The organism is Massilia sp. 01N410 (assembly GCF_056399665.1).
This window is the reverse complement of sequence record NZ_JBFTRV010000027.1, coordinates 26,311-52,525: the sequence shown is the minus strand read 5'-3', so window position 1 is coordinate 52,525 and position 26,215 is coordinate 26,311. Positions and strand designations below refer to the sequence as shown.

Annotated in this window: 29 protein-coding genes; 14 read left to right on the top strand and 15 right to left on the bottom strand. The window is 65.5% G+C overall.

The features are described 5' to 3' along the window. Nucleotides 1–11 precede the first annotated feature (11 nt). Nucleotides 12–632: a hypothetical protein gene (locus AC1DOP_RS25170; RefSeq protein ID WP_442124236.1), complete on the bottom strand. Its 621-nt coding sequence runs from the start codon at nucleotides 630–632 to the stop codon at nucleotides 12–14. 187 nt (nucleotides 633–819) lie between these two features. Here AC1DOP_RS25170 and trmL point away from each other — a divergent pair, with 187 nt between their 5' ends. Next, the gene (trmL, locus tag AC1DOP_RS25165; protein ID WP_477253985.1) at nucleotides 820–1,290 is read left to right on the top strand and encodes a tRNA (uridine(34)/cytosine(34)/5-carboxymethylaminomethyluridine(34)-2'-O)-methyltransferase TrmL; all 471 of its coding nucleotides are present in this window, start codon (nucleotides 820–822) and stop codon (nucleotides 1,288–1,290) included. A 90-nt stretch (nucleotides 1,291–1,380) separates the two neighbouring features. Further along, entirely contained in the window at nucleotides 1,381–2,976 is a 1,596-nt protein-coding gene (locus tag AC1DOP_RS25160) for a dienelactone hydrolase family protein (protein ID WP_477253983.1), read from the top strand. Nucleotides 2,977–2,992: 16 nt separating this feature from the next. Here AC1DOP_RS25160 and rfaE2 read toward each other — a convergent pair whose 3' ends face one another. Together rfaE2 and AC1DOP_RS25150 are read right to left on the bottom strand one after the other, a co-directional pair. Continuing rightward, a complete protein-coding gene (rfaE2, locus tag AC1DOP_RS25155) occupies nucleotides 2,993–3,475 on the bottom strand; it encodes a D-glycero-beta-D-manno-heptose 1-phosphate adenylyltransferase (RefSeq protein WP_477253981.1) in 483 nt (160 codons plus the stop codon). Nucleotides 3,476–3,531: 56 nt separating this feature from the next. Further along, nucleotides 3,532–4,713, bottom strand: a complete 1,182-nt coding sequence (locus tag AC1DOP_RS25150) for a PilT/PilU family type 4a pilus ATPase (protein WP_477253979.1) — start codon at nucleotides 4,711–4,713, stop codon at nucleotides 3,532–3,534. A gap of 120 nt (nucleotides 4,714–4,833) precedes the next feature. On the opposite strand from AC1DOP_RS25150, the gene AC1DOP_RS25145 reads away from it, so the two are divergent. Continuing rightward, nucleotides 4,834–5,781 carry a hydrogen peroxide-inducible genes activator gene (locus AC1DOP_RS25145; RefSeq protein WP_442124231.1) on the top strand — a complete coding sequence of 316 codons (948 nt, stop codon included), beginning with the start codon at nucleotides 4,834–4,836 and terminating at the stop codon, nucleotides 5,779–5,781. On the opposite strand, the gene AC1DOP_RS25140 is transcribed toward AC1DOP_RS25145, so the two are convergent. Beyond that, entirely contained in the window at nucleotides 5,759–6,334 is a 576-nt protein-coding gene (locus tag AC1DOP_RS25140; RefSeq protein WP_442124230.1) for a hypothetical protein, read from the bottom strand. The two genes, AC1DOP_RS25145 and AC1DOP_RS25140, sit on opposite strands and share 23 nt — an antisense overlap. Before the next feature lie 134 nt (nucleotides 6,335–6,468). On the opposite strand from AC1DOP_RS25140, the gene ubiA reads away from it, so the two are divergent. The 7 genes from ubiA to AC1DOP_RS25105 all read left to right on the top strand — a co-directional run bounded on the left by ubiA (nucleotide 6,469) and on the right by AC1DOP_RS25105 (nucleotide 10,884). Continuing rightward, nucleotides 6,469–7,323: a 4-hydroxybenzoate octaprenyltransferase gene (ubiA, locus tag AC1DOP_RS25135; RefSeq protein WP_442124229.1), complete on the top strand. Its 855-nt coding sequence runs from the start codon at nucleotides 6,469–6,471 to the stop codon at nucleotides 7,321–7,323. Nucleotides 7,324–7,363: 40 nt separating this feature from the next. Further along, nucleotides 7,364–7,684: an ElaB/YgaM/YqjD family protein gene (locus AC1DOP_RS25130; protein WP_442124228.1), complete on the top strand. Its 321-nt coding sequence runs from the start codon at nucleotides 7,364–7,366 to the stop codon at nucleotides 7,682–7,684. A 13-nt stretch (nucleotides 7,685–7,697) separates the two neighbouring features. Beyond that, complete coding sequence (locus AC1DOP_RS25125; protein WP_442124227.1) at nucleotides 7,698–8,090, top strand: phage holin family protein; 393 nt, start codon at nucleotides 7,698–7,700, stop codon at nucleotides 8,088–8,090. Next, entirely contained in the window at nucleotides 8,083–8,373 is a 291-nt protein-coding gene (locus AC1DOP_RS25120) for a hypothetical protein (protein WP_442124226.1), read from the top strand. Before AC1DOP_RS25125 ends, AC1DOP_RS25120 begins: the two co-directional genes overlap by 8 nt. A gap of 126 nt (nucleotides 8,374–8,499) precedes the next feature. Beyond that, nucleotides 8,500–9,015 carry a DUF4142 domain-containing protein gene (locus AC1DOP_RS25115; RefSeq protein WP_442124225.1) on the top strand — a complete coding sequence of 172 codons (516 nt, stop codon included), beginning with the start codon at nucleotides 8,500–8,502 and terminating at the stop codon, nucleotides 9,013–9,015. Then, nucleotides 9,012–9,554 (top strand): cytochrome b, encoded by a 543-nt coding sequence (locus AC1DOP_RS25110; RefSeq protein ID WP_442124224.1) that lies wholly within the window; start codon nucleotides 9,012–9,014, stop codon nucleotides 9,552–9,554. The genes AC1DOP_RS25115 and AC1DOP_RS25110 overlap by 4 nt, the downstream gene beginning before the upstream one ends. 169 nt (nucleotides 9,555–9,723) lie before the next feature. Next, on the top strand, nucleotides 9,724–10,884 hold the full coding sequence (locus AC1DOP_RS25105; protein WP_442124223.1) for a GGDEF domain-containing protein: 1,161 nt from the start codon (nucleotides 9,724–9,726) through the stop codon (nucleotides 10,882–10,884). A gap of 12 nt (nucleotides 10,885–10,896) precedes the next feature. Here AC1DOP_RS25105 and AC1DOP_RS25100 read toward each other — a convergent pair whose 3' ends face one another. The 4 genes from AC1DOP_RS25100 to AC1DOP_RS25085 all read right to left on the bottom strand — a co-directional run bounded on the left by AC1DOP_RS25100 (nucleotide 10,897) and on the right by AC1DOP_RS25085 (nucleotide 13,528). Beyond that, a complete protein-coding gene (locus AC1DOP_RS25100; protein ID WP_442124222.1) occupies nucleotides 10,897–11,616 on the bottom strand; it encodes a hypothetical protein in 720 nt (239 codons plus the stop codon). Nucleotides 11,617–11,727: 111 nt separating this feature from the next. Further along, nucleotides 11,728–11,922: a DUF1059 domain-containing protein gene (locus tag AC1DOP_RS25095; protein WP_442124221.1), complete on the bottom strand. Its 195-nt coding sequence runs from the start codon at nucleotides 11,920–11,922 to the stop codon at nucleotides 11,728–11,730. 72 nt (nucleotides 11,923–11,994) lie between these two features. Next, nucleotides 11,995–12,810, bottom strand: coding sequence for a pyrroline-5-carboxylate reductase (proC, locus tag AC1DOP_RS25090; RefSeq protein ID WP_442124220.1), 816 nt, complete (start codon nucleotides 12,808–12,810; stop codon nucleotides 11,995–11,997). Nucleotides 12,811–12,826: 16 nt separating this feature from the next. Beyond that, nucleotides 12,827–13,528, bottom strand: coding sequence for a YggS family pyridoxal phosphate-dependent enzyme (locus tag AC1DOP_RS25085; RefSeq protein ID WP_442124219.1), 702 nt, complete (start codon nucleotides 13,526–13,528; stop codon nucleotides 12,827–12,829). 163 nt (nucleotides 13,529–13,691) lie between these two features. On the opposite strand from AC1DOP_RS25085, the gene AC1DOP_RS25080 reads away from it, so the two are divergent. The 4 genes from AC1DOP_RS25080 (at nucleotide 13,692) to AC1DOP_RS25065 (ending at nucleotide 18,318) form a co-directional block, all read left to right on the top strand. Beyond that, complete coding sequence (locus AC1DOP_RS25080) at nucleotides 13,692–14,735, top strand: type IV pilus twitching motility protein PilT (RefSeq protein ID WP_442124218.1); 1,044 nt, start codon at nucleotides 13,692–13,694, stop codon at nucleotides 14,733–14,735. Nucleotides 14,736–14,744: 9 nt separating this feature from the next. Further along, nucleotides 14,745–15,881, top strand: coding sequence for a PilT/PilU family type 4a pilus ATPase (locus tag AC1DOP_RS25075; protein WP_477253973.1), 1,137 nt, complete (start codon nucleotides 14,745–14,747; stop codon nucleotides 15,879–15,881). A 104-nt stretch (nucleotides 15,882–15,985) separates the two neighbouring features. Then, nucleotides 15,986–17,800: an L-lactate permease gene (locus tag AC1DOP_RS25070; RefSeq protein WP_477253971.1), complete on the top strand. Its 1,815-nt coding sequence runs from the start codon at nucleotides 15,986–15,988 to the stop codon at nucleotides 17,798–17,800. Between the two features lie 35 nt (nucleotides 17,801–17,835). Then, nucleotides 17,836–18,318, top strand: a complete 483-nt coding sequence (locus AC1DOP_RS25065; protein ID WP_477253969.1) for a glutathione peroxidase — start codon at nucleotides 17,836–17,838, stop codon at nucleotides 18,316–18,318. A gap of 207 nt (nucleotides 18,319–18,525) precedes the next feature. On the opposite strand, the gene AC1DOP_RS25060 is transcribed toward AC1DOP_RS25065, so the two are convergent. From AC1DOP_RS25060 to AC1DOP_RS25030, 7 genes are read right to left on the bottom strand one after another with little or no spacing between them, the layout of a single operon-like run. Continuing rightward, complete coding sequence (locus AC1DOP_RS25060; RefSeq protein WP_477253967.1) at nucleotides 18,526–20,592, bottom strand: glycoside hydrolase family 97 protein; 2,067 nt, start codon at nucleotides 20,590–20,592, stop codon at nucleotides 18,526–18,528. 51 nt (nucleotides 20,593–20,643) lie between these two features. Next, nucleotides 20,644–21,330, bottom strand: a complete 687-nt coding sequence (locus tag AC1DOP_RS25055; protein ID WP_477253965.1) for a pentapeptide repeat-containing protein — start codon at nucleotides 21,328–21,330, stop codon at nucleotides 20,644–20,646. 27 nt (nucleotides 21,331–21,357) lie between these two features. Continuing rightward, nucleotides 21,358–21,672 carry a hypothetical protein gene (locus AC1DOP_RS25050; RefSeq protein WP_477253963.1) on the bottom strand — a complete coding sequence of 105 codons (315 nt, stop codon included), beginning with the start codon at nucleotides 21,670–21,672 and terminating at the stop codon, nucleotides 21,358–21,360. A 38-nt stretch (nucleotides 21,673–21,710) separates the two neighbouring features. Beyond that, nucleotides 21,711–22,358 (bottom strand): NMCC_0638 family (lipo)protein, encoded by a 648-nt coding sequence (locus tag AC1DOP_RS25045; RefSeq protein ID WP_477253961.1) that lies wholly within the window; start codon nucleotides 22,356–22,358, stop codon nucleotides 21,711–21,713. Continuing rightward, the gene (gene glcF / locus AC1DOP_RS25040; protein WP_442124210.1) at nucleotides 22,355–23,596 is read right to left on the bottom strand and encodes a glycolate oxidase subunit GlcF; all 1,242 of its coding nucleotides are present in this window, start codon (nucleotides 23,594–23,596) and stop codon (nucleotides 22,355–22,357) included. Before glcF ends, AC1DOP_RS25045 begins: the two co-directional genes overlap by 4 nt. A 6-nt stretch (nucleotides 23,597–23,602) precedes the next feature. Next, on the bottom strand, nucleotides 23,603–24,673 hold the full coding sequence (glcE, locus tag AC1DOP_RS25035) for a glycolate oxidase subunit GlcE (protein ID WP_477253958.1): 1,071 nt from the start codon (nucleotides 24,671–24,673) through the stop codon (nucleotides 23,603–23,605). Nucleotides 24,674–24,696: 23 nt separating this feature from the next. Beyond that, nucleotides 24,697–26,178, bottom strand: a complete 1,482-nt coding sequence (locus AC1DOP_RS25030) for an FAD-linked oxidase C-terminal domain-containing protein (RefSeq protein WP_442124208.1) — start codon at nucleotides 26,176–26,178, stop codon at nucleotides 24,697–24,699. Between the last annotated feature and the right edge of the window lie 37 nt (nucleotides 26,179–26,215).

The following is a 26,215-nucleotide window of genomic DNA, read 5'->3' as shown; positions in this document are numbered from 1 at the left end:
GCGCGGACAGCTCAGGGCCCGGGGTGCGGATTGTCGGGCAGCGAAGGCAGCGCGCTCAGGTACTCGTAGACGGCGTGCAGGTCATGCGTGGTCATCTTGCCGACCGTCGGCCAGGGCATCACCTGCAGGATCTGGCCTGCCGGATCGTGGGGATTGTGGCCGGTGCGCAAGGTCTGCACGAATTCGTCGCGCGTCAGGCCCGCCGGGCGCCCCTTGCTGTCCGGCGTCAGGTTGGCGGCGGTGATGGTCGGACCGAACATGCGGCCGCCCGACATGTATTGCTCGGCATTGATGCGCTCAGGCTGGCCCTGGAAGGGATCGCCGCCGGGGGAATAGCTGGGGTGGGTGTGGCAATCGACGCAGCCCATTGTGTTGACGATATAGCTGCCCTGCCAGACCATGCCGCGCGACTTGCCCTTCAGGTTCAGGATGACGCCGGCCGGCACGATTTCCCGGCCGCGCTGGACGCGGCCGTCGTTGTCGTCCAGTGTGGGGCTGGCAGCGCTGGCGCTGGCATTGGCGTTGGCGTTACCGTTGCCGGGGCCGGCGCCGGCAAGCAGCGGCAGGGCAGCGGCCGAAGCCAGGACGATGGCCGCCCAGCGATGGCGGCGGGAAAAACCGGATCCGTTCATAGTTGCTCCTCGTGTCGAAGTACACCGTTGGGCCGAAAACGAATCCACTCAGTATAGGCAGAGCCTGTCAATACGCCAGGCGAATTCTGCCCATCGATCCTGATAGGACGACTTTGCAACGGCGATGCCGTTCTGCGCTATGCTCCCGCTTTCAAGGCATCCTGCCGTCGCCTTCAAGGAGAAGAATTTGTTTCACGTAGTACTGGTCGAACCCGAAATCCCACCGAACACCGGCAACGTCATCCGCCTGTGCGCCAACACCGGCGCCCAGCTGCACCTGATCGAGCCGCTGGGCTTCCCGCTGGACGACGCCAAGATGCGCCGCGCCGGCCTCGATTACCACGACTACGCGACCATGAAGGTGCACAAGAACTGGGACGCCTTCCTGGCGGACGCACAGCCGGACACCAGCCGCATGTTCGCCATGACCACCCACGGCTCTTCTCCCTTCGGCGACGCCGCCTTCAGGCCCGGCGACGTGTTCGTGTTCGGCGCCGAGTCGCGCGGCCTCGATCCGGCCCTGCGCGAATCCTTCCCGCCGGCCCAGCGCATCCGCCTGCCGATGATGCCGGGAAACCGCAGCCTGAACCTGTCGAACACGGTGGCGGTGGTGGTCTACGAGGCCTGGCGCCAGAACGGCTACGCGGGCGGCGCCTGAGTTCAACGCCGGGCTGGTAAATCTACCAGCTATGCCGCTCGCGGGCCAGCGTCTAGGATGAGGGCCTTTCCATTTCATCCATTTTTCGCGATGCCCAAACTTCTCGTCCTCCTGCTGCTGGCCGCATCGGGCGCCGCCGGCGCCGCGGCCAGCGCCGCTGCCGGCGGCGCTGGCCCCTTCGTCTTCTCGAACGACCCCGGGCCCTGGCCGGTCGGCGTGCAGGTCAAGTCGCAGTACGACTACAGCCGCGTCTACCGCCCCTCCTTCGACATGGTGACCGGCCAGCTTGAAACCCATGAGCGCGCGCGGCCGATCCAGGCTATCACCTGGTATCCGGCCAGCGCCAGGGGCAAGCCGCTCACCTGGCGCGACTACATGGCGACCAAGGCGACCGAAGATGCGCCCTGGCTCTCCGCCGCCGAGGTGCAGGCCGCGACCGAGACCACCATCGCCGGCAACACCGCCGGCCTGGCGCCCGCCGCGGCGAAACGCACGCTGGCGCAGCCGATGTGGGCCAGCAAGGATGCGCCCGCAGCCGCCGGCAAATTCCCGGTGGTGATCTACGCGCCCAGCTTCAGCGCCTCGGCAACCGAAAACGTCGACCTGTGCGAATACCTGGCCAGCCACGGCTACATCGTGATCGCAAGCAGTTCGATGGGGGCGCGCACCAGGGCCATGACGAGCGACCTCGAGGGCCTGGAGGCGCAGGCCGCCGACATCGCCTTCCTGATCGGCCAGGCCAGCCGGATGCCGCAGGCCGACGTGTCGCGCATCGCCGTGGCCGGTTACAGCTGGGGCGGGCTGGCGAACGTGCTGGCGGCGGCCCGCGACGACCGTATCCGCGCCCTGGTGAGCCTGGACGGTTCGGTACGCTACTGGCCCGAGTTCGTCGACGGCGGCAAGGACGCGGCCAAGTATGCGACGCCGGCGCGGCTGGCGGTGCCGATGCTGTTCGTGGCCCGTGAGCGCGACTCGCTCGAAACCCTGGCGAAGAAAAAGAAGAAGCTCGACTTCAACCTGTTGAACCAGATGACCTATGCCGACATGACCGTCGTGACGATGCATCCGATGGCGCATGCGGACTTCGCGTCGGACGGCCTGCGCTTCGTGAACGACAAGCGCTTCGGCGAGTACTCGCGCGACGAAGTCTCGATGGCGCACAGCTGGACCGCGCGCTACGTCGAACGCTTCCTCGACGCCTACCTGAAGAACGACGCGAATGCCATGGTCTTCCTCGACAAGCAGCCCTCGGCCAACCAGGCGCCCGCGCACATGATGTCGGTGGAGCGCCGCAAGGGCGCGGGCACGGCGCCGACGCTGGAGGCCTTCGTGCGCACCCTGCAGACCGGCGGCTACGAGCATGCGCAGGATGTCTACGACAGGATGCGTGCTTCCAGCCCGGAGTTCAGCCTGGAGCCGGTCTGGCTGAACGTGTACGGCTACCAGCTGCTGCGCAGCGGGCGCGTGAAGGAGTCGGTGCCGATCTTCCGCCTGGGGACGAAGCTGGCGCCGGACTGGGGCGGCATCGCCGACAGCCTGGCCGAAGCCTACGAGGCGGCCGGCGAGCACCAGCTGGCGATCGACGAATACCGCCGTGCACTGTCGCTCGATCCGTCGATCGGGCACTCCATCGAACGCCTGAAGGCGCTGGAAACGGGAGCGCCGGCGAAGGCCGCCGGCGGCTGAATCCTGGCTGCCGGGCTTATCCGCCGAACTGGCGGATTTTTGCGACCAGCCTGGTGGTCGAGCGGTCGTGCGCGAAGTCGATCGCGACCGCCTTGCCGCCCTGGGCGATGACTTCCTTCCCCTCCGGGATCTCGGTCATGACATAGTCGCCGCCCTTGGCGTAGATGTCGGGGCGGGCTTCCTGCACCACCTCGAGGGCGGTGTCCTCGTCGAACTCGACCACCAGGCTGACCGATTCCAGCGCGGCCAGCACGGCCATGCGGTCGGCCATGGTGTTGAGCGGACGGTCGTCGCCCTTGCCGAGGCGCCTCACGGAGGCGTCGGTGTTGACGGCGACCACCAGCGAAGCGCCCAGTTCGCGGGCCTGGGCCAGGTAGGTGACGTGGCCGCGGTGCAGGATGTCGAAGACGCCGTTGGTCAGCACGACGGGTTTGGGCAGGGCGGCGACGCGTTGCTGGAGGGCGGCGCGGGTGGTGAGTTTTTGTTCGAAGGTGGGCATGGGAACTTGGGGCAATAATGCTGGGGGCATTATTGCACCTTCGCGGGGACGACGTGTTAATTATCGCCCTCTTCCGGCTCTTCTTCCAGCATCATCGACAGCTCGGCCTTCGAAGTCCCACCGTCGCCGCCCGGTGCGCGGCGTTCGCCCGAGAGCTTGATCTGCAGGCGCAGGCCGTTGGCCGAGTCGGCGTTGCGGATCGCTTCGTCGTAGCCGATGTAGCCGGCGTTGTAGAGCTCGTACAGCGCCTGGTCGAAGGTGCACATGCCCAGTTCGCGCGACTTGTGCATGATTTCCTTGATGCCGTGGAAGTTCCCCTTCAGGATCATCTCGCTGATGGTCGGGGTGTTCAGCAGGATCTCGATGGCCGCCTTGCGGCCCTTGCCGTCCTCGGTACGGATCAGGCGCTGGGAGACGATGGCGCGCAGGTTCGCGGACAGGTCCATCAGCAGCTGCGGCCTTCTCTCTTCCGGGAAGAAGTTGATGATCCGGTCCATGGTCTGGTTGGCGTTGTTCGCGTGCAGCGTGCCGAGGCAGAGGTGGCCGGTTTCGGCAAAGGCGATCGCGTGTTCCATGGTCTCGGTGTCGCGGATCTCGCCGATCAGGATCACGTCCGGCGCCTGGCGCAGCGTGTTCTTCAGTGCGTTGTGCCAGGAGTGGGTGTCGACGCCGACCTCGCGGTGGGTGACCAGGCAGTTCTTGTTCTTGTGGACGTACTCGACCGGGTCCTCGACCGTGATGATGTGGCCGGCCGAGTTGGCGTTGCGGTAGTCGATCATGGCCGCCAGCGTGGTCGACTTGCCGGAGCCGGTGCCGCCGACGACCAGCACCAGGCCGCGCTTGGTCATCACGACGTCCTTCAGCACGTCCGGCAGGTCGAGCTTCTCGAAGGTCGGGATCTCGGAAGCGATCGTGCGCACCACCATGCCCACGCTCTGCTGCTGCACGAAGACGTTGACGCGGAAGCGGCACACGTTCGGCAGCGAGATCGCGAAGTTGCACTCCATCTCGGCCTCGAACTCGGCGCGCTGGCGCTCGTTCATCAGCGACAGGGCCAGGGCGCGTGTCACCTCGCCGGTCAGGCGCTGGCTGCTGAGCGGCTTCATGGCGCCCTGGTGCTTCATGCTGGGAGGGAAGTCGGCGGAGATGAAGAGATCGGATCCGCCCTGCTGCTGCATGACGGTCAGCAGCTTGTGCATATACGCCTGGGCTTCCGCCGGGCCGAAGGTGGAGGACATGGTGGCCTTTTTATTAACAGCGGGCAACATCGCCCGGAGCGGCCCATTATATCGACAGGTTTCCCGCTAAAATAGTGTTCACCTACTTAACAAGCGGCAACCGTTGTAATCCTGAAGCTCATGACCCTGACCGAACTCAAATACATCGTTGCCGTCGCGCGCGCCAGGCATTTCGGCCACGCCGCCGAGGCCTGTTTCGTTGCACAGCCAACCCTGTCCGTCGCCATCAAGAAGCTCGAGGACGAACTGGGCGTGACGCTGTTCGAACGCGGCGGCTCCGAAGTCTCGGTGACGCCGCTGGGCGCCCAGATCGTGGCCCAGGCCGAGCGTGTACTGGAACAGACCGCCGCCATCAAGGAACTGGCCAAGCAGAACAAGGATCCGCTGTCGGGCCCGCTGCGCCTGGGCGTGATCTATACCATCGGCCCCTACCTGCTGCCGCCGCTGGTGAAGAACCTGATCGACAAGGTGCCGCAGATGCCACTGGTGCTGCAGGAGAATTTCACGGTCAAGCTGCTCGACCTGCTGCGCCAGGGCGAACTCGACGCCGCCATCATGGCCCTGCCGCTGCCGGAACACGGCATGGCGGTGCAGCCGCTCTACGACGAACCCTTCGTGGTCGCGATGCCGAAGAATCACCCCTGGGCCACGCGCAAGGACATCTCCGCCGAAGACCTCAAGAGCGAGACCATGCTTCTGCTGGGCGCCGGCCACTGCTTCCGCGACCAGGTGCTGGAAGTCTGCCCGGAGATGGCCAAGTTTTCCTCGCCCAGCACCGGCAACGGCATGCAGCGCACCTTCGAAGGCTCGTCGCTGGAGACGATCCGCCACATGGTCGCCAGCGGCATCGGCCTGACCGTGCTGCCGCGCGCCTCGGTGCCGGACATGAAGGACCCGAACGGCATGCTGACCTTCGTACCCTTCCAGGATCCGGCGCCGTCGCGCCGCGTGGTGATCGTCTGGCGCAAGAGCTTCACGCGCCGCGCCGCGATCGACGCCGTGGTCAATGCCGTCGCCGAATGCGGCTTGCCGGGTGTGGAGATGGTCACGTTCCAGGACGTGGCCTGAGACGCGGCTGAACAGCGGGCACCGCAATGACGGCAGCGGCCGCCGGCGCCGGTTCGGGATGAAAGCCGGGCAGCTGGCAGGCGCCCGGCGCGGCCGGCTGGCGCGCCAGGATGTTTTCCAGCAGTTCCGTGCTGCGGCGCGGCGCGGCGGCGCCCACGGTGCAGCGCACCGGCTCCCAGGTCACGCCGGTCAGCCGGAATTCCATCGTCTGCACCTGATAGCCGTGTCCGCCCTGTTCGACGGCCACCACGACGATGTCGCCATTCACGGCGCCGAGCGCGAAGCGGCGCTGGGGCAGGCCGCCCCCCGGCACGTCGCCGGCATTGAAGCGGTCGCCGCGGTCGGCGATCCCGCCCTCCTCGCCCAGGCCCACGCCAAGCAGGGCCTGGATGCCGGCCGGCAGCTCGCGCAGCGACTGCGCCTCGGTCCAGTCGGCCGCGCCGCGATCAGCATCCCCTCGGCCGGCGCCGGCGCCCGCCCTGGCAGCCGCATCGGCCAGCGCACAACAGCCGAGCCCGATACCTGCCGCCACCACGATACTTGCGAGCTGCATCTCGTCCCCCCTTTTTTATTGTCGAAAGCCGGCATCGTAGCCCGCTCGAGCCCGTCATACCTTGTGCATAGTCGATCGTGCGCCATGAACAGGCTAAAATCCTGATCTTGCAAATTTTCAATTCAGAATCCGCGATGAACAAGCTGGCGCTCTACTTCCGCCTGATCCGTGCAGACAAGCCGATCGGCATCCTGCTGCTCCTGTGGCCGACCCTGTGGGCCTTGTGGATGGCATCCGGCGGGCGGCCCGACCCGATGGTGGTCGTCATCTTCGTGCTCGGCACGGCCCTGATGCGCTCCAGCGGCTGCGCGATCAACGATTACGCCGACCGCGACTTCGACCGCCACGTCAAGCGCACCGTCGACCGCCCGCTGACCAGCGGCCGCATCAAGGGCTGGGAAGCGCTGATGGTCGCGCTGGTGCTGGCGATCCTGTCCTTCCTGCTGATCCTGCCGCTGAATACGCTCACCAAGCAGCTCTCGGTGATCGCCGTGATCGTGGCCGGCAGCTACCCCTACTTCAAGCGCTTCTTCGCCATTCCCCAGGCCTACCTGGGCATCGCCTTCGGCTTCGGCATCCCGATGGCCTTCGCCGCCGTGCAGGACAGCGTGCCGGCGGTGGCCTGGTGGCTGCTGGTGGCGAACGTGTTCTGGGCCGTGGCCTACGACACCGAGTACGCCATGGTCGACCGCGACGACGACCTCAGGATCGGCATCCGCACCTCGGCGATCACCTTCGGCAAATACGATGTAGTCGCCGTCATGCTGTGCTATGCGGCGGCGCTGGGCATCGACCTGGTGTGCGGCTGGATGCTTGGCCTGCGCTGGTGGTTCGTGGGCGGCGTGCTGGTGGCGGCCGCGATGGCGCTGTATCACTACACCCTGATCCGCGGACGCGACCGCATGCGCTGCTTCGCCGCCTTCCGCCACAACAACTGGCTGGGCGCCGCACTGTTCGCCGGCGTCGCGCTGGATTATGCTTTAGGTTAATATTGACACTAATACACACCCACTTTCGACGAGGTTCACCATGATGGAAAAAATCCCGACCCAGACCGGCGCACGCGACCAGCTGCTGTCCGACCTGAAGACCGTCATCCATGACGCCGAAGCCTGGCTGCGCCACAGCGGCTCGCTGACCGGCGAAGAGCTGAAGGCGGCCAAGGCCAAGTTCGAACGCACCCTCGTCAAGGCCAAGGACGACATCATCCGCCTCGAAGAAGTCGTGGTCGAGAAGACCAAGGTCGCCGCCAAGGCCACCGACGAGTACGTCCAGGAAAACCCCTGGAAGTCGGTCGGCATCGCCGGCGCCGTCGGCGTCGTGATCGGCATGCTGATCGCCCGCAAGTAATCGGGCTGACCCCGTGGCGATCCTGGCGGCGGCAAGCCGTATAACCGCGACCCTGGTGGCCATGGTCGGCACGCGGCTGGAGCTGGCCGCCGTCGAATTCCAGGAAGACGCGCGCCGCCTGCTCGGCTACCTCGCGTGGGCGCTGCTGGCGGTGTTCCTGGCGGCCGGCAGCTTCATGCTGGTGGCGCTGTTCGTGATCCTGCTGTTCTGGGACGCCTACCGCCTGCAGGCGGTGGCCGGCATGGCCGTCCTGCTTGGCGCCGCTGCCTTCCTGATCGTGTCAAACGTACGCGCCAGGCTGAACGCCCAGACGCCCCTGTTCGCGGCCACGCTGGCCGAACTGCGCAAGGACGTCGAGTACGTGCGCCACACGGCCCACGCGCACGCGGAGGCCGCCAATGAATAAACCCTCCCTCGCCGCGCGCCGCGCGGAACTCGTCGAACGCTGCGCCGAGCAGCGTACCGGCCTGGCCTACGAACTACAGTCGCTGCGGCCGTCGAATGTGCTCGACCATCCGCTTGCCGGCTATGTGGCCGGCCACAAGAAACTGGTGCTGGGCGCCCTCGGCGCCGGGCTGGGCATGGCGCTGCTGCGCCGCAAGCGCCTGCTGGCGCTGGCCGCATCCGGCACCTCGGCCTGGCGCATGGCCCAGGGGGCGCTGGCGATGCTGGCGCGGCTGCGCCGGTAAACACCGTACGCAAGCCCACAGTGAATCGCAGAAACTACATTTGGTGTTGTGTCTAGTTTCAATCGGAACTCGTCGAAATACCTGTCGTGTTAGTGTTTGACTACCGAACACTCCTGCGAGGAAAACATGTCCAACGTCGTCGTTCGCCTGGCCGCAGCCGCTGCGGCGCTGTCTCTTGCCCATGTCGCCGTCGCTGCCGACCTGAGCCACAAGGATGAGAAATACATGACCAAGACCGCACATGGATTGATCTCCGAAGTCGCGATGGGTGAAATGGCCCAGAAGAATGCCGCCGATGAGCGCGTCAAGCAGTTTGGCAAGCGCATGATCGACGACCACGGCAAGGAGCTGGCGAAGCTGAAGCAACTGGCCAGCCAGAAGAAGGTGACCTTGCCCGACGACATGGATCATGGCCAGAAGAAGGAATTCGACAAGCTAGGCAAGCTGAGCGGCAAGGATTTCGACAAGGAATACGTGAAATACGAGGCCAAGGATCACAAGGAAGACGTCGAAGACCAGGGCAAGGAAATGAAGGCGACGTCGGACCCCGACCTGAAGAAATTCGCGACTGCCTCCTACGATACCGTGTCCAGGCACAAGGAAAGCATCGACGAGCTCCACCGCACACTGGGCGGAAAATGACAAGCCATGGCGCCGCAGTCTATACCCCGACGGCGAAAGCCCTGCACTGGACGATCGTCCTGCTGGTCACGATCCAGTTCGTGACGGCGCTGGCGATGCCGGATATCGGCCCGCACACGCAGCCCGACACCTGGATCGGCCTGCATTTTTCGATCGGTGTGCTGATACTTGTCGTGATGGCGGCGCGCCTGGTCCACCGTCTGATGTACCCGGTGCCGCTGGAAGCCTCACAGGCGCCAGCGTGGGAACGTGTGGTCGCCCTGTTGATACATCGGCTGTTTTACCTGATCCTGCTGACCGGTCCCTTGCTCGGCTGGGCATCGGCTTCTGCGCATCGCCTGACGGTAAGCCTGTTCGGATTGATCACGCTACCGTCGATTGCCGCACCGAAAGCACGCTGGGCGCTCACTGCGGGTGACGTGCATGCCACCGCCATGTGGGTTTTGCTGGCCCTGGTAGCCATGCATGCGGCGGCAGCGCTCTATCACCATGTCGTCCGCCACGATGCTACCTTGCGGCGCATGTTACCGGTCGAATAAGGGTTAGCCGGCGCATCGCGCAAGGTCCGCGATCGGGTCGATTCCATCCCGACGTGATAGTTTGTGATTTTTTCAATCAGGCAACCTGTTATGCTGGACAGACCGGCGACCCGTCCACCGGCGGACGGTCGCAACAAGCGTGTCTTCTAACCCAGCGCCAAGGCATGTCGTGAACACCCATCAGTCAATCAGCAAGTCGGACCTGGCTCTCGCTCGCGAAACCGGCTTTTCGGAATGTGCGATTGCGCTTCGTCGCGCACTCACCACCACGCCAGTCGGATGGCTGCTCGCCGTATGGTTCTGCTGGGGCCGTGTTCCCATCCATTCCATCGCCTTGTGGCTGGGGTGTGCTGCCGCGGTATGGGCTGGCAGTCTGGCGGTCTTGCAGCATATGATCGTCGTCGGCTCCCAGCTGGCGCTTCATCGCAATCGGCTTCGCTGGATCGCCGGGCTGGACGGCTTTGGCTGGGGTCTGCTTACCTGGTTCTTGATCGGGTATGACCCCACGCTCGACGCTACGCTGATGGCGCTGTTGTGCGGCGTCACGTCGATCAATGCACAGGTGTATGGCACCTATGTGGTGGCCTATTTCGGACAAATCGGCATCCTGTGGAGCATGGCGGTATTCGGGTTATTGCTGCTTACCAGCAGCCAGGGTGCGCTCGATTACGTTGCCGGCCTGAGCGTTTTCATCGCCCTCACCGCCTACTACACGCGCGCGATCTCACAACGCTTGATCGAAGGAATTCGCTTGCAGCACGCTAATGCCTCGCTGGCGTCGCAACTGCGCACGGCGCTCCACAAGGTCGAACTCGACGCGGCGACCGACGCGCTGACAGGGCAAGGAAACCGCCGGGCACTCGATGAAGAACTCAAGCGCCAGCTCGAGCGGCGCGCTGCCTCCGGCATAGCTTTTTCCATCCTGATGCTCGACATCGACTTCTTCAAGAATATCAACGATGAATTCGGCCACATGGTTGGCGACGATGTCTTGCGTGCTTTCGCGCAGAGGCTACGCGAATTCCTGCGTTCGGACGATTTCTGTGCGCGCTTTGGCGGCGAGGAGTTCGTCGTCGTTCTGCCGGACACGCCCTTGGCCGCAGCGCTGGAAATCGGAGAACGGATCTGTAGAGGTATTGCACATGCTCCCCTGTTGACCAAGCCGAGAGTGCAGGCAACGGTGTCGATTGGCGTAGCAACAATGGAGCCAGGACAGAACATCTGTGAACTGTTTGCCGCGGCGGATGCTGCCGTCTACCTAGCCAAGAACGGGGGGCGCAACCAGGTGCGCTCCCACATGCACATGCCGGTACAAGTCGACGGCATATGAAGCCGGCCGCTTTTACTGGACCAGGTGGCCGCCCAGCGTGTAGCTGATGCGGGCGTTGTCGGACCAGGCCTTGTCGCCCAGTTTTGCCGGATGCTTGTCCTTCGCCGACTGCACCAGGCGGCGCCCGCCGTCCTCGATCGTCACGCTATCGTAAGCGCCCTTCGGCGCCTCGACCTTCGTGGCTTCCAGCTCGTCGCAGATATTGAAGCCGAACAAGCTTGCGGCCCCGAGCGCCGCCCGGACCTTGAGTCCTTCCCCTTTCGCCATCGCCATCTGCGCCGCGCAGGCCAGGCGCAGGTCGCCCATGCGCTGGACGCCGTCCGGCAATCCAGGCGAGCGCACCTGCACCAGCGGGTGGTTGAATTCGCCTTTCGGGAAATTGCGGTTCACGACCACCATGGCGCCGTCGTCCTCGGCCAGGGTGCCGCGTGTCAGCGAGAAGCTGGTGTTGGACGCCATCGGCAAGGGAAGGCGGTGATCCGCGCCGACGATCTCGACCTGGTTGCCGCCCTGCGCGGCATCCACTTTCGGCAGGCGGAAGCTCATCGTGGCGCCCGGCGCCTGTTCGGCCGCGCGCTTTTCGAACACGCTCCGGGCCTTTTCCAGCAGGCTGAAACGCCATGCCATCGGCTTGGCTTCATCCGCATCGGTCTTATGCCCGACATTGATCGAATCGTTGGCGTGGACGCTGCCGGCGAGGGCCAGCAGGACCAGGAAAGAAGGGACGCGCATGAAAATAGCCCGGTTGCTTAGTAGATACTGAACATTAGCACGCCAGTATCCCCACCACCCGGGCGGTACGACGAACGGGCGATTTCGTGCGATGGCCGGTGCTAGCCCGGATTAATCGGGCGGCCTGCCCTCGTGCATGATCTTTTTCAGCTGCGTGCGCAATTCGGGCGTATCCGCATGCTTGTGCACGGCAACCGCATGCTGGGCAGCGGCTTCGATGAGCTCATCTTCACGGTCGGACGCGATCGTGATGCTGCAATTCATTTCGCTCGGAAACTCACGACAATCGATATATTTACGCGTCATGGCGCTCTCCTGGCTTGAGGTATTCAAGCGAAGTATAGGCCGCCCTGCACGGACATCAAGCGGAGAAGCCGCTTATCCCCTGCCCAGCTCCTCGCCCAGCTCGCGCCCGCGCGCCGCCGCCGCCTTCATGGCATCGACGATGGCCTGCTTCACGCCGGACGCTTCCATGCTGGCGATGGCCGCGTAAGTCGTGCCGCCCTTCGAGGTGACGCGCTGGCGCAGCACGTCGGCCGGCTCGCTGGACTGCGCCGCCAGCTGGGCTGCCCCGCTAAAGGTTGCCATCGCCAGCTCCCTGCCCTGCTCGGCGGACAGTCCCATCTCGACGGCCGCCTGCTGCATCGCCTCGAGGAAGAAGAAGACATAGGCCGGACCGCTGCCCGACACCGCCGTCACCGGATCGATCAGCTCTTCCGACTCCAGCCACACGGTCTTGCCGACCGCGCGCAGGATGCTGTCGGCGGCCGCCTTTTGCGCCTCGCTGACGCCGGCCATCGCCACCATCCCGGTGATGCCCTGGCCGATCAGGGCCGGCGTGTTCGGCATGGTGCGCACGATGGCGCCATAGCCGCCCAGCCAGCGCGACAGATCCGTGCCGCGGATGCCGGCCGCGATCGACAGCACCAGCGGGCGCGCATCCAGTTGCGACTGCAGGCGCAGCGCCACGTCGCGCATCTGCTGCGGCTTCACGGCCAGCACGATCACCTCGCTCGCTGCGACTTCGGCGGCGATCTCGGGCGCGGTCGTCACGCCGTACTGGGCGCGCAGCCTGTCCCGCGCTTCCGGATTGGGGTCGACCACGTGGATATCCGAGGCCTGCGCCACCTTGCCGGCCAGGCCGGCGATGAGGGCGGTGGTCATATTGCCGCCGCCGATGAAACTGATCTTCATACGATTCCTTGGAAACTTACTCGTAATGGCGTGCGCCGAAGATGGCACTGCCCACGCGCACGATGGTCGCGCCTTCCATCACCGCCGCGCGCATGTCGCCGGACATGCCCATCGACAGGGTGTCCAACTGGATGCCGGACTTGACGATGGCCTGGGCCAGCTCGCGCAGGCGCGCAAAGGGTTCCCGCTGCAGCGCCGGGTCTTCCTGAGGTTCGGGAATCGCCATCAGGCCGCGCAGGCGCAGGTTCGGCAACGCGGCGACTGCCTGCGCCAGTGCCGGCAGTTCTTCCGGCGCCACACCGCTCTTGCTGGCTTCGCCGCTGATGTTCACCTGCAGGCAGATGTTCAACGGCCCAAGTTCGGGAGGGCGCTGCTCGGACAGGCGCTGGGCGATCTTCAGGCGTTCGACCGTGTGCACCCAGGAGAAATTGGCGGCGATCGGGCGCGTCTTGTTCGACTGGATCGGACCGATGAAATGCCATTCCAGCGACGTATCCGGTAGCGCTTTTGCGACAGCCGCGATCTTGTCGATGCCTTCCTGCAGGTAGTTCTCGCCGAAAGCGCGCTGGCCGCAGGCGGCCGCTTCGAGCACGGCTTCCGCAGGGAAGGTCTTGGATACGGCCAGCAGCTGGACCGTCGAACGCGGCCTGTTTGCGGCCCGGCAGGCGGTCTCGATTGTCGCTTCGACAGCTTGCAAGTTCCCGGCGATTGTGGACATAATGGTTTTCTACAGGAAATATTTTTCGGTCTAAGCAAAGCGGCATAACGTCGTTCCCGCGAAGGCGGGAACCCAGGTTTGCATGAGTATCGTCGACGCAAACAGAACTTGGATCCCCGCCTTCGCGGGGACGACGACGATGCAGCACAAGGATTATATCTAAATGGACATCTCTGAACTCCTCGCCTTCTCGGTCAAGAACAAGGCCTCGGACCTGCACCTGTCGGCCGGCCTGCCGCCGATGATCCGCGTGCACGGCGACGTCCGCCGCATCAACCTGCCGCCGCTGGAGCACAAGGACGTGCACGGCATGATCTATGACATCATGAACGACGGCCAGCGCAAGCAGTACGAAGAGATGCTGGAGTGCGATTTCTCGTTCGCGATTCCCGGCCTGGCGCGCTTCCGCGTCAACGCCTACAACCAGGAACGCGGCGCGGCGGCCGTGATGCGTACGATTCCGTCCAAGATCCTGAGCCTGGAAGAACTGAACGCGCCGCGGATCTTCGCCGAGCTGGCCCTGAAACCGCGCGGCCTGGTGCTGGTGACCGGCCCGACCGGCTCCGGCAAATCGACCACGCTGGCGGCGATGGTCAACCACCTGAACGAGAACGAGTACGGCCACATCCTCACCATCGAGGACCCGATCGAGTTCGTCCACGATTCCAAGAAGTGCCTGATCAACCAGCGCGAAGTCGGCCCGCACACGCTGTCCTTCAACAACGCGCTGCGCTCGGCCCTGCGCGAAGACCCGGACGCGATCCTGGTCGGCGAGCTGCGCGACCTCGAGACCATCCGCCTGGCGCTGTCGGCGGCCGAAACCGGCCACCTGGTGTTCGGCACCCTGCACACCTCGTCGGCGGCCAAGACCATCGACCGTATCGTCGACGTCTTCCCGGCCGAAGAAAAGGAGATGGTCCGCGCGATGCTGTCGGAATCGCTGCAGGCCGTGATCTCGCAGACCCTCCTCAAGACCAAGGACGGCGCCGGCCGCGTGGCCGCGCACGAAATCATGATCGGCACCCCGGCGATCCGCAACCTGATCCGCGAAGCCAAGATCGCGCAGATGTATTCGGCGATCCAGACCGGCTCCAACGTCGGTATGCAGACCCTCGACCAGAACCTGACCGACCTCGTGCGCCGCAACGTGATCTCGTCCGCCGCCGCCCGCGCCGCGGCCAAGATCCCGGAAAACTTCCCGGGCTAAGGAACAGACATGGAACGCGACCAGGCCTCCAAATTCATGTTCGACCTGCTGCGCCTGATGGTCGGCAAGGGCGGCTCCGACCTCTTCATCACGGCCGGCTTCCCGCCCGCGATCAAGATCGACGGCAGGATGACGCCGGTCTCGAACCAGGCCCTGAACGGCAGCCACACGGCCGACCTGGCGCGCGCCATCATGAACGACAAGCAGGCCGCCGGCTTCGAACTGTCGAAAGAAGCGAACTTTGCGATCAGCCCCGGCGACCTGGGGCGCTTCCGCGTTTCCGCCTTCATGCAGATGGGCTGCGTGGGCATGGTGCTGCGCGTGATCACGACGACGATTCCAAAATTCGAGGACCTCGAACTGCCGGGGGTGCTGAAGGACGTGATCATGGCCAAGCGCGGCCTGGTGATCATGGTCGGCGCCACCGGTTCCGGCAAGTCGACGACGATGGCGGCGATGGTCGGCTACCGCAACGAGAACAGCTACGGCCACATCATCACCATCGAAGACCCGGTCGAATTCGTCCACCCGCACCGCAACTGCGTGATCACCCAGCGCGAAGTGGGCGTCGACACCGACAGCTTCGAGGCCGCGCTGAAGAACTCGCTGCGCCAGGCGCCGGACGTGATCCAGATCGGCGAGATCCGCGACCGCGAAACGATGGAACACGCGATCGCCTTCGCCGAAACCGGCCACCTCTGCCTGGCCACCCTGCACGCCAACAGCGCCAACCAGGCGCTGGACCGCATCATCAACTTCTTCCCGGAAGAGCGCCGCCAGCAATTATTGATGGATTTGTCGCTGAACCTGAAGGGCCTGATCTCGCAGCGCCTGATCCCGAAGAAGGAAGCCAAGGGCCGCGTGGTCGCGATCGAAATCATGCTGAACTCGCCGCTCATCTCCGACCTGATCTTCAAGGGCGAAGTCCACGAGATCAAGGAGATCATGAAGAAGTCGCGGGAACTCGGCATGCAGACCTTCGACCAGGCCCTGTTCGATCTCTACGAGGCGGACAAGATCAGCTACGAGGATGCGCTGCGCAACGCGGACTCCGTCAACGACCTGCGCCTGAACATCAAGCTCAACAGCAAGCACGCGAAGAACCGCGATTTGTCGGCGGGGACGGAGCATCTCGGCATCGTCTGAAGTGGCCGGCTGGCGACGCGCACAAAGAATGTATCTATGAAAACGCGCCAGCGCGTTCCATAATGTCATACACGTAGGCCAATCGATCATCCCGGGAGACGATCATGTGGCATCAGGTGTATGACCCCTTGGGCAACGCCGTCCTGTCGACCTTGGCGGCAGCCATCCCCGTCGCCGTGATGCTCGCGGCGCTCGCTTTCTTCCACATCAAGGCGCATATCGCCGCCCTGCTTGGCCTCGCCAGCGCACTGCTGGTGGCAATTTTCGCGTATGCAATGCCGCCGCCGACGGCGATATCGGCCGCCCTGTATGGCGCCGCCAACGGCCTGCTGCCGATCGGCTGGATCATCCTGAACGTGATCTTCCTGTACCAGCTCACCGAGCGTAAGGGCTACTTCAAGATTCTGCAGGAATCGATTACCGGCATCACCACCGACCGCCGCCTGCAATTGCTGCTGGTGGCGTTTTCCTTCGGCGCCTTCTTCGAGGGCGCGGGCGGCTTCGGCACGCCGGTGGCCGTGACCGGCGCCATGCTGATCGGCCTGGGCTTTGCGCCGCTGGCCGCCTCCGGCCTGTCCCTGATCGCCAACACGGCGCCGGTGGCTTTCGGCGCGCTCGGCTCTCCGCTGATCGCGCTGGCCGGCGTCACCGGCCTCGACCTGCTTCAACTGTCGGGCATGGTCGGCCGGCAACTGCCCTTCTTTTCGGTGCTGGTGCCGTTCTGGCTGATCTGGGCTTTCTGCGGCTTTGCCGGCATGGCCGCGATCTGGCCGGCGGCCCTGGTGGCGGGCGTGACCTTTGCCGTCCCGCAATACCTGATCTCGAACTTTCACGGCCCGTGGCTGGTCGACGTCGGCGGCTCGCTCATGTCGATGCTGTGCCTGACGCTATTCTTGAAAGTGTGGAAGCCGGCGACGCTCTGGCATGACGCCGCGGGCAAACTCAAGTCCAGTACGGAAACCGCTACCCAAGCCTATGAAGGCGCTGGTACCGGTGCTGGAGCTGGAGCTGGCGCCGGTGCAGGCATGGGAGCCTACGCCGGTGCAGGGGCGGGTGCAGGCGGCGGCGCCTATGCCGGCGCCGATCCCGATTCCGATACGAACGGCACCGGCGGCGGCGGTGCAACGGGTCGCGCGCCGCTGGTCCACAACCATCCACGCTCGGCCGTGCTGAGGGCCTGGCTGCCCTGGCTGATCCTGTCGGTGCTGGTGTTCCTGTGGGGCATACCCGAGTGGAAGAAGATGCTCGACGGTATCTCGGTCTTCAAGTACGACTGGCCGGCGCTGCACAAGGTGGTGCAGAAGATGCCGCCGGTGGCCAGCAAGCCGACTGCGGAGGCCGCCGTGTACACGCTCAACTGGCTGTCCGCCACCGGCTCCGGCATCCTCGCCGCCGCCGTCATTTCCGGCCTGGTGATGGGCTACAAGGTGCGCGAACTGTTCGCCGTCTACTGGGCCACGCTCAAGCTGATGCGCTTCTCGCTGCTGACCATCGCCGCCATGCTGGCGCTCGGCTATACCACCCGCTATTGCGGCCTCGATTCGACCCTCGGCCTGGCCTTCGCCAACACCGGCGTGCTGTATCCCTTCTTCGGCACCCTGCTCGGCTGGCTGGGCGTCGCGCTGACCGGTTCGGACACCGCCTCCAACGTGCTGTTCGGCGGCCTGCAGAAGACTTCGGCAACCCAGCTCGGCCTGAACCCGGTCCTGATGGCGGCGGCCAATTCCTCAGGGGGTGTGATGGGCAAGATGATCGATGCCCAATCCATCGTGGTGGCTTCCACGGCAACCAAGTGGTACGGCCACGAAGGCGAGATCCTGCGCTACGTGTTCTTCCACTCGATCGCGCTGGCCTGCCTGGTCGGCGTGCTGGTGACACTGCAGGCCTATGTTTATCCGTTCACTGCGCTGGTCAGGTAATATCCTCTGATCAACACTGACTACAGGAGTCCTTCGTGAATGTCTTCGATTTCCAGGCCACCTCACTCGACGGCAAGCCGGTCGACCTCGCCCAGTACCGCGGCAAGGTCCTCCTGATCGTCAACACCGCCAGCAAATGCGGCTTCACCCCGCAGTACCAGGGGCTCGAGACCGTGTACCGCGAACTGCACGGCCGCGGCCTGGAAGTGCTGGGCTTTCCCTGCAACCAGTTCGGTTCGCAGGAACCGGGTTCGGAAGAAGAGATCGGCGCCTTCTGCGAAAAGAACTATGGCGTGAGCTTCCCGATGTTCGCCAAGGTCGACGTCAACGGCGACAATGCGCATCCTTTGTTCAAGCACCTGAAGGGCGAAGCGCCGGGCGTGCTGGGCACCGAAGGCATCAAGTGGAACTTCACCAAGTTCCTGATCGGGCGCGACGGCAAGGTGGCCAAGCGCTATGCACCGCAGACCAAGCCGGAGGAGATTGCGGGGGAGATCGAGAAGCTGCTGGGGCAATGAGATTGTAAATCTGTAAGCTGACAAGTACGGCACAGGGTGGCGTTTGTTCATTTCTTTGCGTCGTTCACGTAACGTGAACAGACGAAAAAATTGAAACCTGTTTCGTTCTTGTGCCGCGCAAGCGCGACCGGATCACCGTCCACATGACCCGGCCGTTAGCATCGAGCGCCGAGACCGCAGCCACCTTGCGATATTCCTCTCTATGGTTCACCGTTTCGGCGTCAAGCGGATCGCCTGCCCGCCACCCGGCGCCAGCTTCAGCTGCAGCACGTCCTTCGCGGTCACGATACGCGTTTCAAGCACCAGGTCGAAACGATGCTCGTTGCGGTAATCGGCCGCATCGCCGTCGCGATAGATTTCGGCCACATACTGCTTGCCCGGGTCGAGGAAGGACAACGGGAAGGTCAGCGTGCGCGCCTGGCCGTCGGTGACGGCGCCGACGTACCAGTCGTCCGACTTGCGGTCCTTGCGCGCGATGCTGGCGTATTCGCCGACCGCACCGTTGATCACTTTGGTCTCGGCCCAGTCGGTCGGCACGTCGCGGATGAACTTGAAGGCGGCCGAATACCTGGCGTAGTTCTCCGGCAGGTCGGCCGCCATCACGATCGGCGAATAGATGACGACGAAGTTGGCGAGCTGCTTGGCCTGGGTCGAGTTGAACACCTTGCCGTCCGCGCCCAGCAGGCTGAGGATGCCCGGCGTGTAGTCCATCGGACCGCTCAGCATGCGGGTGAAGACCAGCTTGGCCTCGTGGTCGACCGCGTTCGGCGGATTGCCCCAGGCGTTGTATTCGACGCCGCGTGCGCCTTCGCGCGAGATCCAGTTCGGCCAGGTGCGGCGCAGGCCGGTGTCCTTCACCGGTTCGTGGGTGTCGACGGCGATCCTGTAGCGCGCGGCATCAAGCACCGCTTTCTGGAAGTGGCGCACGCCTTCCTGCGAATCGTAATGGCCGAAGTGGATCTTGCCGTCCGGGCCCTGGAACTGCATGCTGCCGGCTTCGTGCACATAGCCGGACTTCACGCTGTCCACGCCCAGCTTCGCATACAGCCGGTACGCCGCGTCCATCTGCTTTTCGTAGGCCGGCAGGTTGCCGCCGGTCTCGTGGTGGCCGATCAGGCGCACGCCCTTCTGCTTCGCATAGGCGGCCAGCGCGGGCAGGTCGAAGTCGGGATAGGACTCGGTGAAGCTGAAGTCGGCGCCGCCGTGTCCCCAGTCGCTTTCCCAGCCGCGGTTCCAGCCTTCGACCAGCACGCCGCGGAAGCCGTTCTGTGCGGCGAAGTCGATGTATTTCTTGACGTTGGCCGTGTTGGCGCCATGCTTCGGTCCCGCGTTCCAGGTCGTGTGCTGCAGGTGCATGCTCCACCAGACGCCGACGAACTTCGACGGGTGTACCCAGGACACGTCGCCCAGTTTATTCGGTTCGTTCAGGTTCAGCTCGAGGTCGGACATGTAGAGGCCGGCCGCGTCGTCGGCGATGCGCAGCGTGCGCCACGGGGTCGTGAAGGCGCCATGCCGGACCACCGCCGGGCCGGTGCTCGACGGCGCCAGCTGGGCGCGCAGCTTCTGTCCTTCGACCTTGCGCACCCACATCGAGGCGTAATCGACCAGCGCCGCCTCGTGCAGGGCGAGGTGGGTGCCGTCCGCCAGGCGCATGGTCAGCGGGGTGTTGGCGGTGCCGATTTCCGCCAGCGGCGCCTTCTGGATCTGTTCTTCGAGGCCCGGCAGCTCGCCGGCCGGGATCCACCAGGCGGTAGCCGGCTGGGCGACCGCGAATTCGGTCAGCTCGTCGAGGATCTCGGTGTCGCGCAGCTGCGGCTGGTCCGGGAATTCGTAGCGGAAGCCGACGCCGTCGTCGTAGATGCGGAATACGATGGCAAGCGCGCGGTTGGCACGGTTCTTCTGCTCGACCTCGACGCGCAGCTCACGGTAGTGGTTGCGCACGAAGCGGCGCTCGCCCCAGGGCTGCTCCCAGGTGTCGTCATGCTCGCTGACCTGCTTTGCGCGCAGGCTGAAGCCGCCCTCCAGCTTCGGTGCATTGGCCAGGTTGAAGCCCAGCCGCGACGGGCCGATGATCTCCTTGCCGCGGCGCTTGATGTCGTAACCCAGCTTGCCCATGCCGTCGATCTGCACGTCGACGCTGAGCACGTCGCCCGGCGAAGCCGCACTGGCCACCACGGCCTGCGCCCAGGCGGACTGGCCGGCCAGGCTGAGGGCGGCCGCCAGGGCCGTGGCAAACAAACGGAAATCCGGCTTGAAACGGGGACGAACGCGCATCGCTGACACCTCCACAAAAGAGATGTAATTTTACTACATCCGAGTTCGGATTCAGGCGACGTTCAGGCCCATCGCCCTTACCAGTTCGGCCGCCTGGCGCGGCGAGATGGTGGCGCCGGCGAACTGCTTGGCGTTCGAGAGCTTCAGCCCGCCGAGGTCGGCCTCGCGCAAATCCGCATGGTCGAAGCGCGTGTCCTTGATGTGGGCATCGCGCAGGCTGCCGCCTTCGAACACGGCTTCGCGGAAGTCGCAACCGGACAGGTCGGCGTCGGCAAAATCCAGGCCCGTGAGCCTGGCCTTGCGGAAGGACATGCGGCGCAGGTCGGCGCCGATCAGCAGACTATCCTCGAAGGACAGGCCGAGCTGGCCGACTTCCTCGAAGCTGGCGCCGGTCAGCTTGCAGCCGCGGTAACTGCAGGAGGCCAGCTTGGCGCGGCGCCAGCTGGTGTTGTTCAGGTCGCAGGCTTCGAAGCGCGCGTCGACCAGGTCGGCGGCCTCGAAATCGGCATGGCCGCCGCGGCAGCGCCGCCAGCGCGTGCGCGCCAGGTTGGCAGCAAAGAAGGAGGTCTCGGCCACGGCGCAGTTGGCAAAGCCGCAGTCCTGCAGGTTCAGGCGCGACAGGTCGGCCTGCTGGAAATCGCATTCTTCGAATACCAGCAGCGCTTGCTGGGCGAGCAGTGCTTCGATGCGGTCGCGGCCGATGGTTTCGCCGCTGATGGTAATGGTTTGTTTCGACATGGCCTGGTGGCTGTTTGAAGCGGTACTCTAGCGGGTCTCGACCAGCGCCGAGGCGTGGATGGTGCAGCCGCGGTGCACGTTCTCGAGGAAGCGGATCGCCTCCCCCTGCCGCGCCGTGGCCGGCAGCATGCGGCCCAGCGATTCGTCGTCGTTCAACTGGTCGATGCCGTAGGCGATCGCGCGCGAGACTTCGCGGGCCTCGCGGCCGTCGCTGTTGTAGAGCGCATCGTAGACGCCGATTTCTTCCCACAACGCGACGTAGCCGGGGCCGATCGAGTCCTGGAACGCGACCGAGGGCGCCGCATCCTCGTCCTGCGAGATCAACCGGAACACGAAACTCATGGCACCTCCGCCTTGCATAATTCGGGGCGCCGATCCTATCACGGCCTTGCGTTTCGCGTCGGACCGTCGGCAATCATCGCCACCGAACCCAGCGCCTGCAGCTCGGCCTTGGGCGATGCCGTGGTGGTGAGCATGAATTCCATCTTGCGGCGCGCGCCCGGCGGCGCCCAGGTCGAGGACACGGTGCGCATCTTGATCTTGTCCGCGCTCAGCTCGTCCCGGCTGGGGCCGCGCTTCGCCACCATCGGCTTGGGCGCATCGGCGACGATGTCCAGGAAGCCCTTCTCGATCGCGGCGGCGTTCGCACGGTGCGCGTGCAGCAGGCACAGGTTCTTCCCGGCCGGCAGGGCCAGCACGTAATTCCCCAGCTTGCCCTTGTACGGCACCGGCCAGGCGTCGCCGTCCATCCCGGCCAGGAACGGCTTGGCGTCTTCCGCCGGCAGCTTCGGCACCTTGTCGCGCAGCAGGCGGGCACGGAACTCGTCGAGGTCGCCGAAATGGCGCACGCACAGCTCGACGTAGAGGTTCAGGAAGCCGTCGGCGCCTTCGTCGGCGCCGGCGGCCTTCTTCTTGGCGGGCTTGGGCGCCGGCTTGGCGGCGTGATGGGCAGCAGGCTTGTGCGCCTGCCCTTCCCCCGCCAGGGCCGCCATCGGCAAGACCAGCAGCAAAGCTGCGAAGATCCTCATCGGCCCGGCGCCCCGGCCAGGGCGCGGTCGACCAGTTCGATCCAGTGCGTGACCGGCGTCTGCGTTCCCGACTGCAGGTGGGTGATGCAGCCGATGTTCGCGGACACGATTTCCTTTGCCCCGGTGGCTTCCAGGTTGGCGACCTTGCGGTCGCGCAGCGCATGCGCGATCTCCGGATGCAGCACCGAATAGGTGCCGGCCGAACCGCAGCACAGGTGGCTGTCCGCGCACAGCACCACGTCGACGCCGGCGGCGCGCAGCACGCCCTCGACCTTGCCGCGGATCTGCTGGCCATGCTGCAGGGTGCAGGGCGGGTGGAAGGCGATGCGTTCATTGATGCTGCCGGCCAGGCGGGCGCCGATCTCGCCTTCGAAATCCTGCATGACTTCGGACAGGTCCTTCGTCATCGCGCTGATGCGCGCCGCCTTCCCGGCATACTGCGGATCCTGGGCCAGCAGGTGGCCGTATTCCTTGACGGTGACGCCGCAGCCGGAGGCCGTCATCACGATGGCCTCGACCTTGCCGCCGTCGACGTAGGGCCACCAGGCGTCGATGTTGCGGCGCATGTCCTGCAGGCCGCCGTCCTGGTCGTTCATGTGGTAGCGCACCGCGCCGCAGCAGCCCGCCTTGGGGGCTTCGATCAGCTGCACGCCCAGCGCATCGAGCACGCGCGCGGTGGCGGCGTTGATATCGGGCGCCATCGCCGGCTGCACGCAGCCCGCCAGCGCCAGCATCTTGCGCGCATGCTCGCGCCGCGGCCAGACGCCCGCGCTGCGCGCCGGCTGCAGCTTGTCGCGCAGGCCGTGCGGCAGCAGCGGACGCGCCGCCTGGCCCGCCTTGAAGGCCGGCTTGAACAGTCTTGCGCGCGGCAGGAATTCCTTCAGCATGGTGCGTTTCACGCGGTCGCCCAGCGGACGGGCGACGCGCTCCTCGACCACCTTGCGGCCGATGTCGACCAGGCGCCCGTACTTCACGCCGGACGGGCAGGTGCTCTCGCAGTTGCGGCAGGTGAGGCAGCGGTCCAGGTGCAGCTGCGTCTTGCGGGTCGGCTGTTCGCCTTCCAGCACCTGCTTGATCAGGTAGATGCGGCCGCGCGGGCCATCGAGCTCGTCGCCCAACAGCTGGTAGGTCGGGCAGGTGGCGGTGCAGAAGCCGCAATGCACGCAGGCGCGCAGGATGGCTTCCGCCTCCTCTCCTTCGCGCGTGCCCTTGATGAAATCGGCGAGGTTCGTTTGCATGGTTCTTTAATACATCCGGCCGGGGTTGAAGATGTTCGACGGATCGAATCCGGCTTTCAGGCGTTCATGGATCTTCGCCACGGCCGGCGCCAGCGGCTGGAACACGCCGACGCTTTTATCGCCGCCGCGGAACAGGGTCGCGTGACCGCCGCAGGCCTTCACCGTGGCGCGGATGCGCTCGCTTGTCGCGGCATCGCCGTCCGCGCGCAGCCAGCGCTGCGCCCCGCCCCATTCGATCAGCTGCGGACCTCCCAGCACGATGGCGCCATAGGTGGACGGTACCGACAGCCGCCAAAGCGGCGCATCGCCGTCGAAGAAGGCATGGCGCTGCTCGCGCAGGCTGGCCCAGAAGGCCTCGCAGTCCGGCATGATGTGGCCGCCGTGTGCGGTGCCCAGCGAGCGGATGGCGGCATCGACCGCGGCCCGGGCGCCGGACAGGCGCAGCGCCAGCACGCCGTCAATCCAGCAGCTGGCCGAGATCGGCAGCGGCTGGCCGCCCCATTCGTTCAGCTTGCGGATGGCGTCGACCTCGTTCATCGCGAAGCGCAGCGTGGCTTCGCGGTAGGACAGCGGCAGCACCTTGACCGACACTTCCAGCAGCAGGCCGAGGGTGCCCAGCGAACCCGCCAGCAGGCGCGAGACGTCGTAGCCGGCCACGTTCTTCATCACCTGGCCGCCGAAGCTCAGGACGTCGCCCTTCCCGTCCAGCAGCTTCGCGCCGAGCACGAAGTCGCGCAGCGCGCCGCTGCTGGCGCGCCGCGGGCCCGAGAGGCCGGCGGCGATGGTGCCGCCCAGGGTCGCGCCTTCGCCAAAGTGCGGCGGCTCGAAGGCCAGCATCTGCTTGCGTTCGGCCAGCACGGCTTCGATTTCGGCCAGGGGCGTGCCGCAGCGCGCCGTGATCACCAGTTCGGTCGGCTCGTAATCGACGATGCCGGCATAGGCGCGCGTGTCGAGGAGCTCGCCTTCGAGGCGCTGTCCGTACCAGTCCTTGCTGCCGCCGCCGCGGATGCGCAGCGCGCCCTTGCCTGCGGCCGCGGTCCGTACCTGGTCCTGGAATCGTTCAAGAGTCTGCTGCATAGTCAGTTTCAAAAGCGTCACTTTCAAAAACGCGGCAGGTCCGCGAACGGCAGCACGCCGCCGCTGACCCGCATCTTGCCCATTTCGGCGCAGCGCTGGAGGGTCGGCACCGCCTTGTTCGGATTCAGCAGCATGGCCGGGTCGAAGGCGCGCTTGACCGTGAAGAAGGCTTCCAGCTCGTTCGCGCCGAACTGCACGCACATCGAATCGATCTTCTCGACGCCGACGCCGTGCTCGCCGGTGATGGTGCCGCCGACCTCCACGCACAGGGCCAGGATGGCGGCGCCGAAGTCTTCCGCGCGCTGCAGCTCGCCCGGCTTGTTGGCGTCGAACATGATCAGGGGGTGCATATTGCCGTCGCCGGCGTGGAACACGTTCGCGCAGCGCAGGCCGTAGGTGTCCTGCATCGCTTCGATCCGGCTCAGCACGTGGGCCAGATGCTTGCGCGGGATGGTGCCGTCCATGCAGTAATAGTCGGCCGAGATGCGGCCGGCGGCCGGGAAGGCATTCTTGCGGCCGGACCAGAAGCGCAGGCGCTCGGCCTCGTTCTGCGACACCGCGATGGCGCTGGCGCCGGCCTGCTGCAGCACTTCCGTCATGCGTTCGATTTCCTCGGCCACTTCGAGCCCGGTGCCGTCCGCCTCGCACAGCAGGATCGCGGCCGCCTCGAGGTCGTAGCCGGCCTTCACGAAGGGCTCGACCATGCGCGAGGAGGTGCGGTCCATCATCTCCAGGCCGGCCGGGATGATGCCGGCCGCGATCACGCTGGCCACCGCGTTGCCGCCCGTTACCACGTCGTCGAAGGAAGCCATGATGACCTGGGCCAGCGCCGGCTTCGGCACCAGCTTGACGGTCACTTCGGTGACGATGCCGAGCATGCCCTCCGAGCCGATGAAGACGGCCAGCAGGTCCAGGCCCGGCGAATCGAGGCCTTCGCCGCCCAGTTCGATGACATCGCCTTCCATCGTACAGACGCGCACGCGCAACACATTGTGCACCGTGAGGCCGTATTTCAGGCAGTGAACGCCGCCGGAGTTCTCGGCCACGTTGCCGCCGATGGTGCAGGCGATCTGCGAGGACGGGTCCGGCGCATAGTAGAGGCCGAAGGGCGCCGCCGCTTCCGAGATCGCCAGGTTGCGCACGCCGGGCTGGACCACGGCGGTGCGCGCATAGGGTTCGACGCGCAGGATGCGGTTCAGGCGCGCGGTCGAGATCACCACGCCGTCGGCCAGCGGCTGGGCGCCGCCGGAGAGGCCGGTGCCGGCGCCGCGCGGCACGATCGGCACCTTCAGCTCGCGGCAGACCTTCAGGATGGCCAGCACCTGCTCCTCGTTGTCGGGAAGCGTCACGATCATCGGCAGCTGGCGATAGGCCGCCAGGCCGTCGCATTCGTACGGCCGGGTATCTTCGGGGTCGTGCAGGACGCAACGCTCGGGGAGCACGGCGCGCAGGGCGCTGGCCACCTGGCGGCGGCGCTCGGGGTCGACTGGAATGGCGGGAATCATAAGCCGATTGTAAGCACTATTGCACTATTTTGGCGTA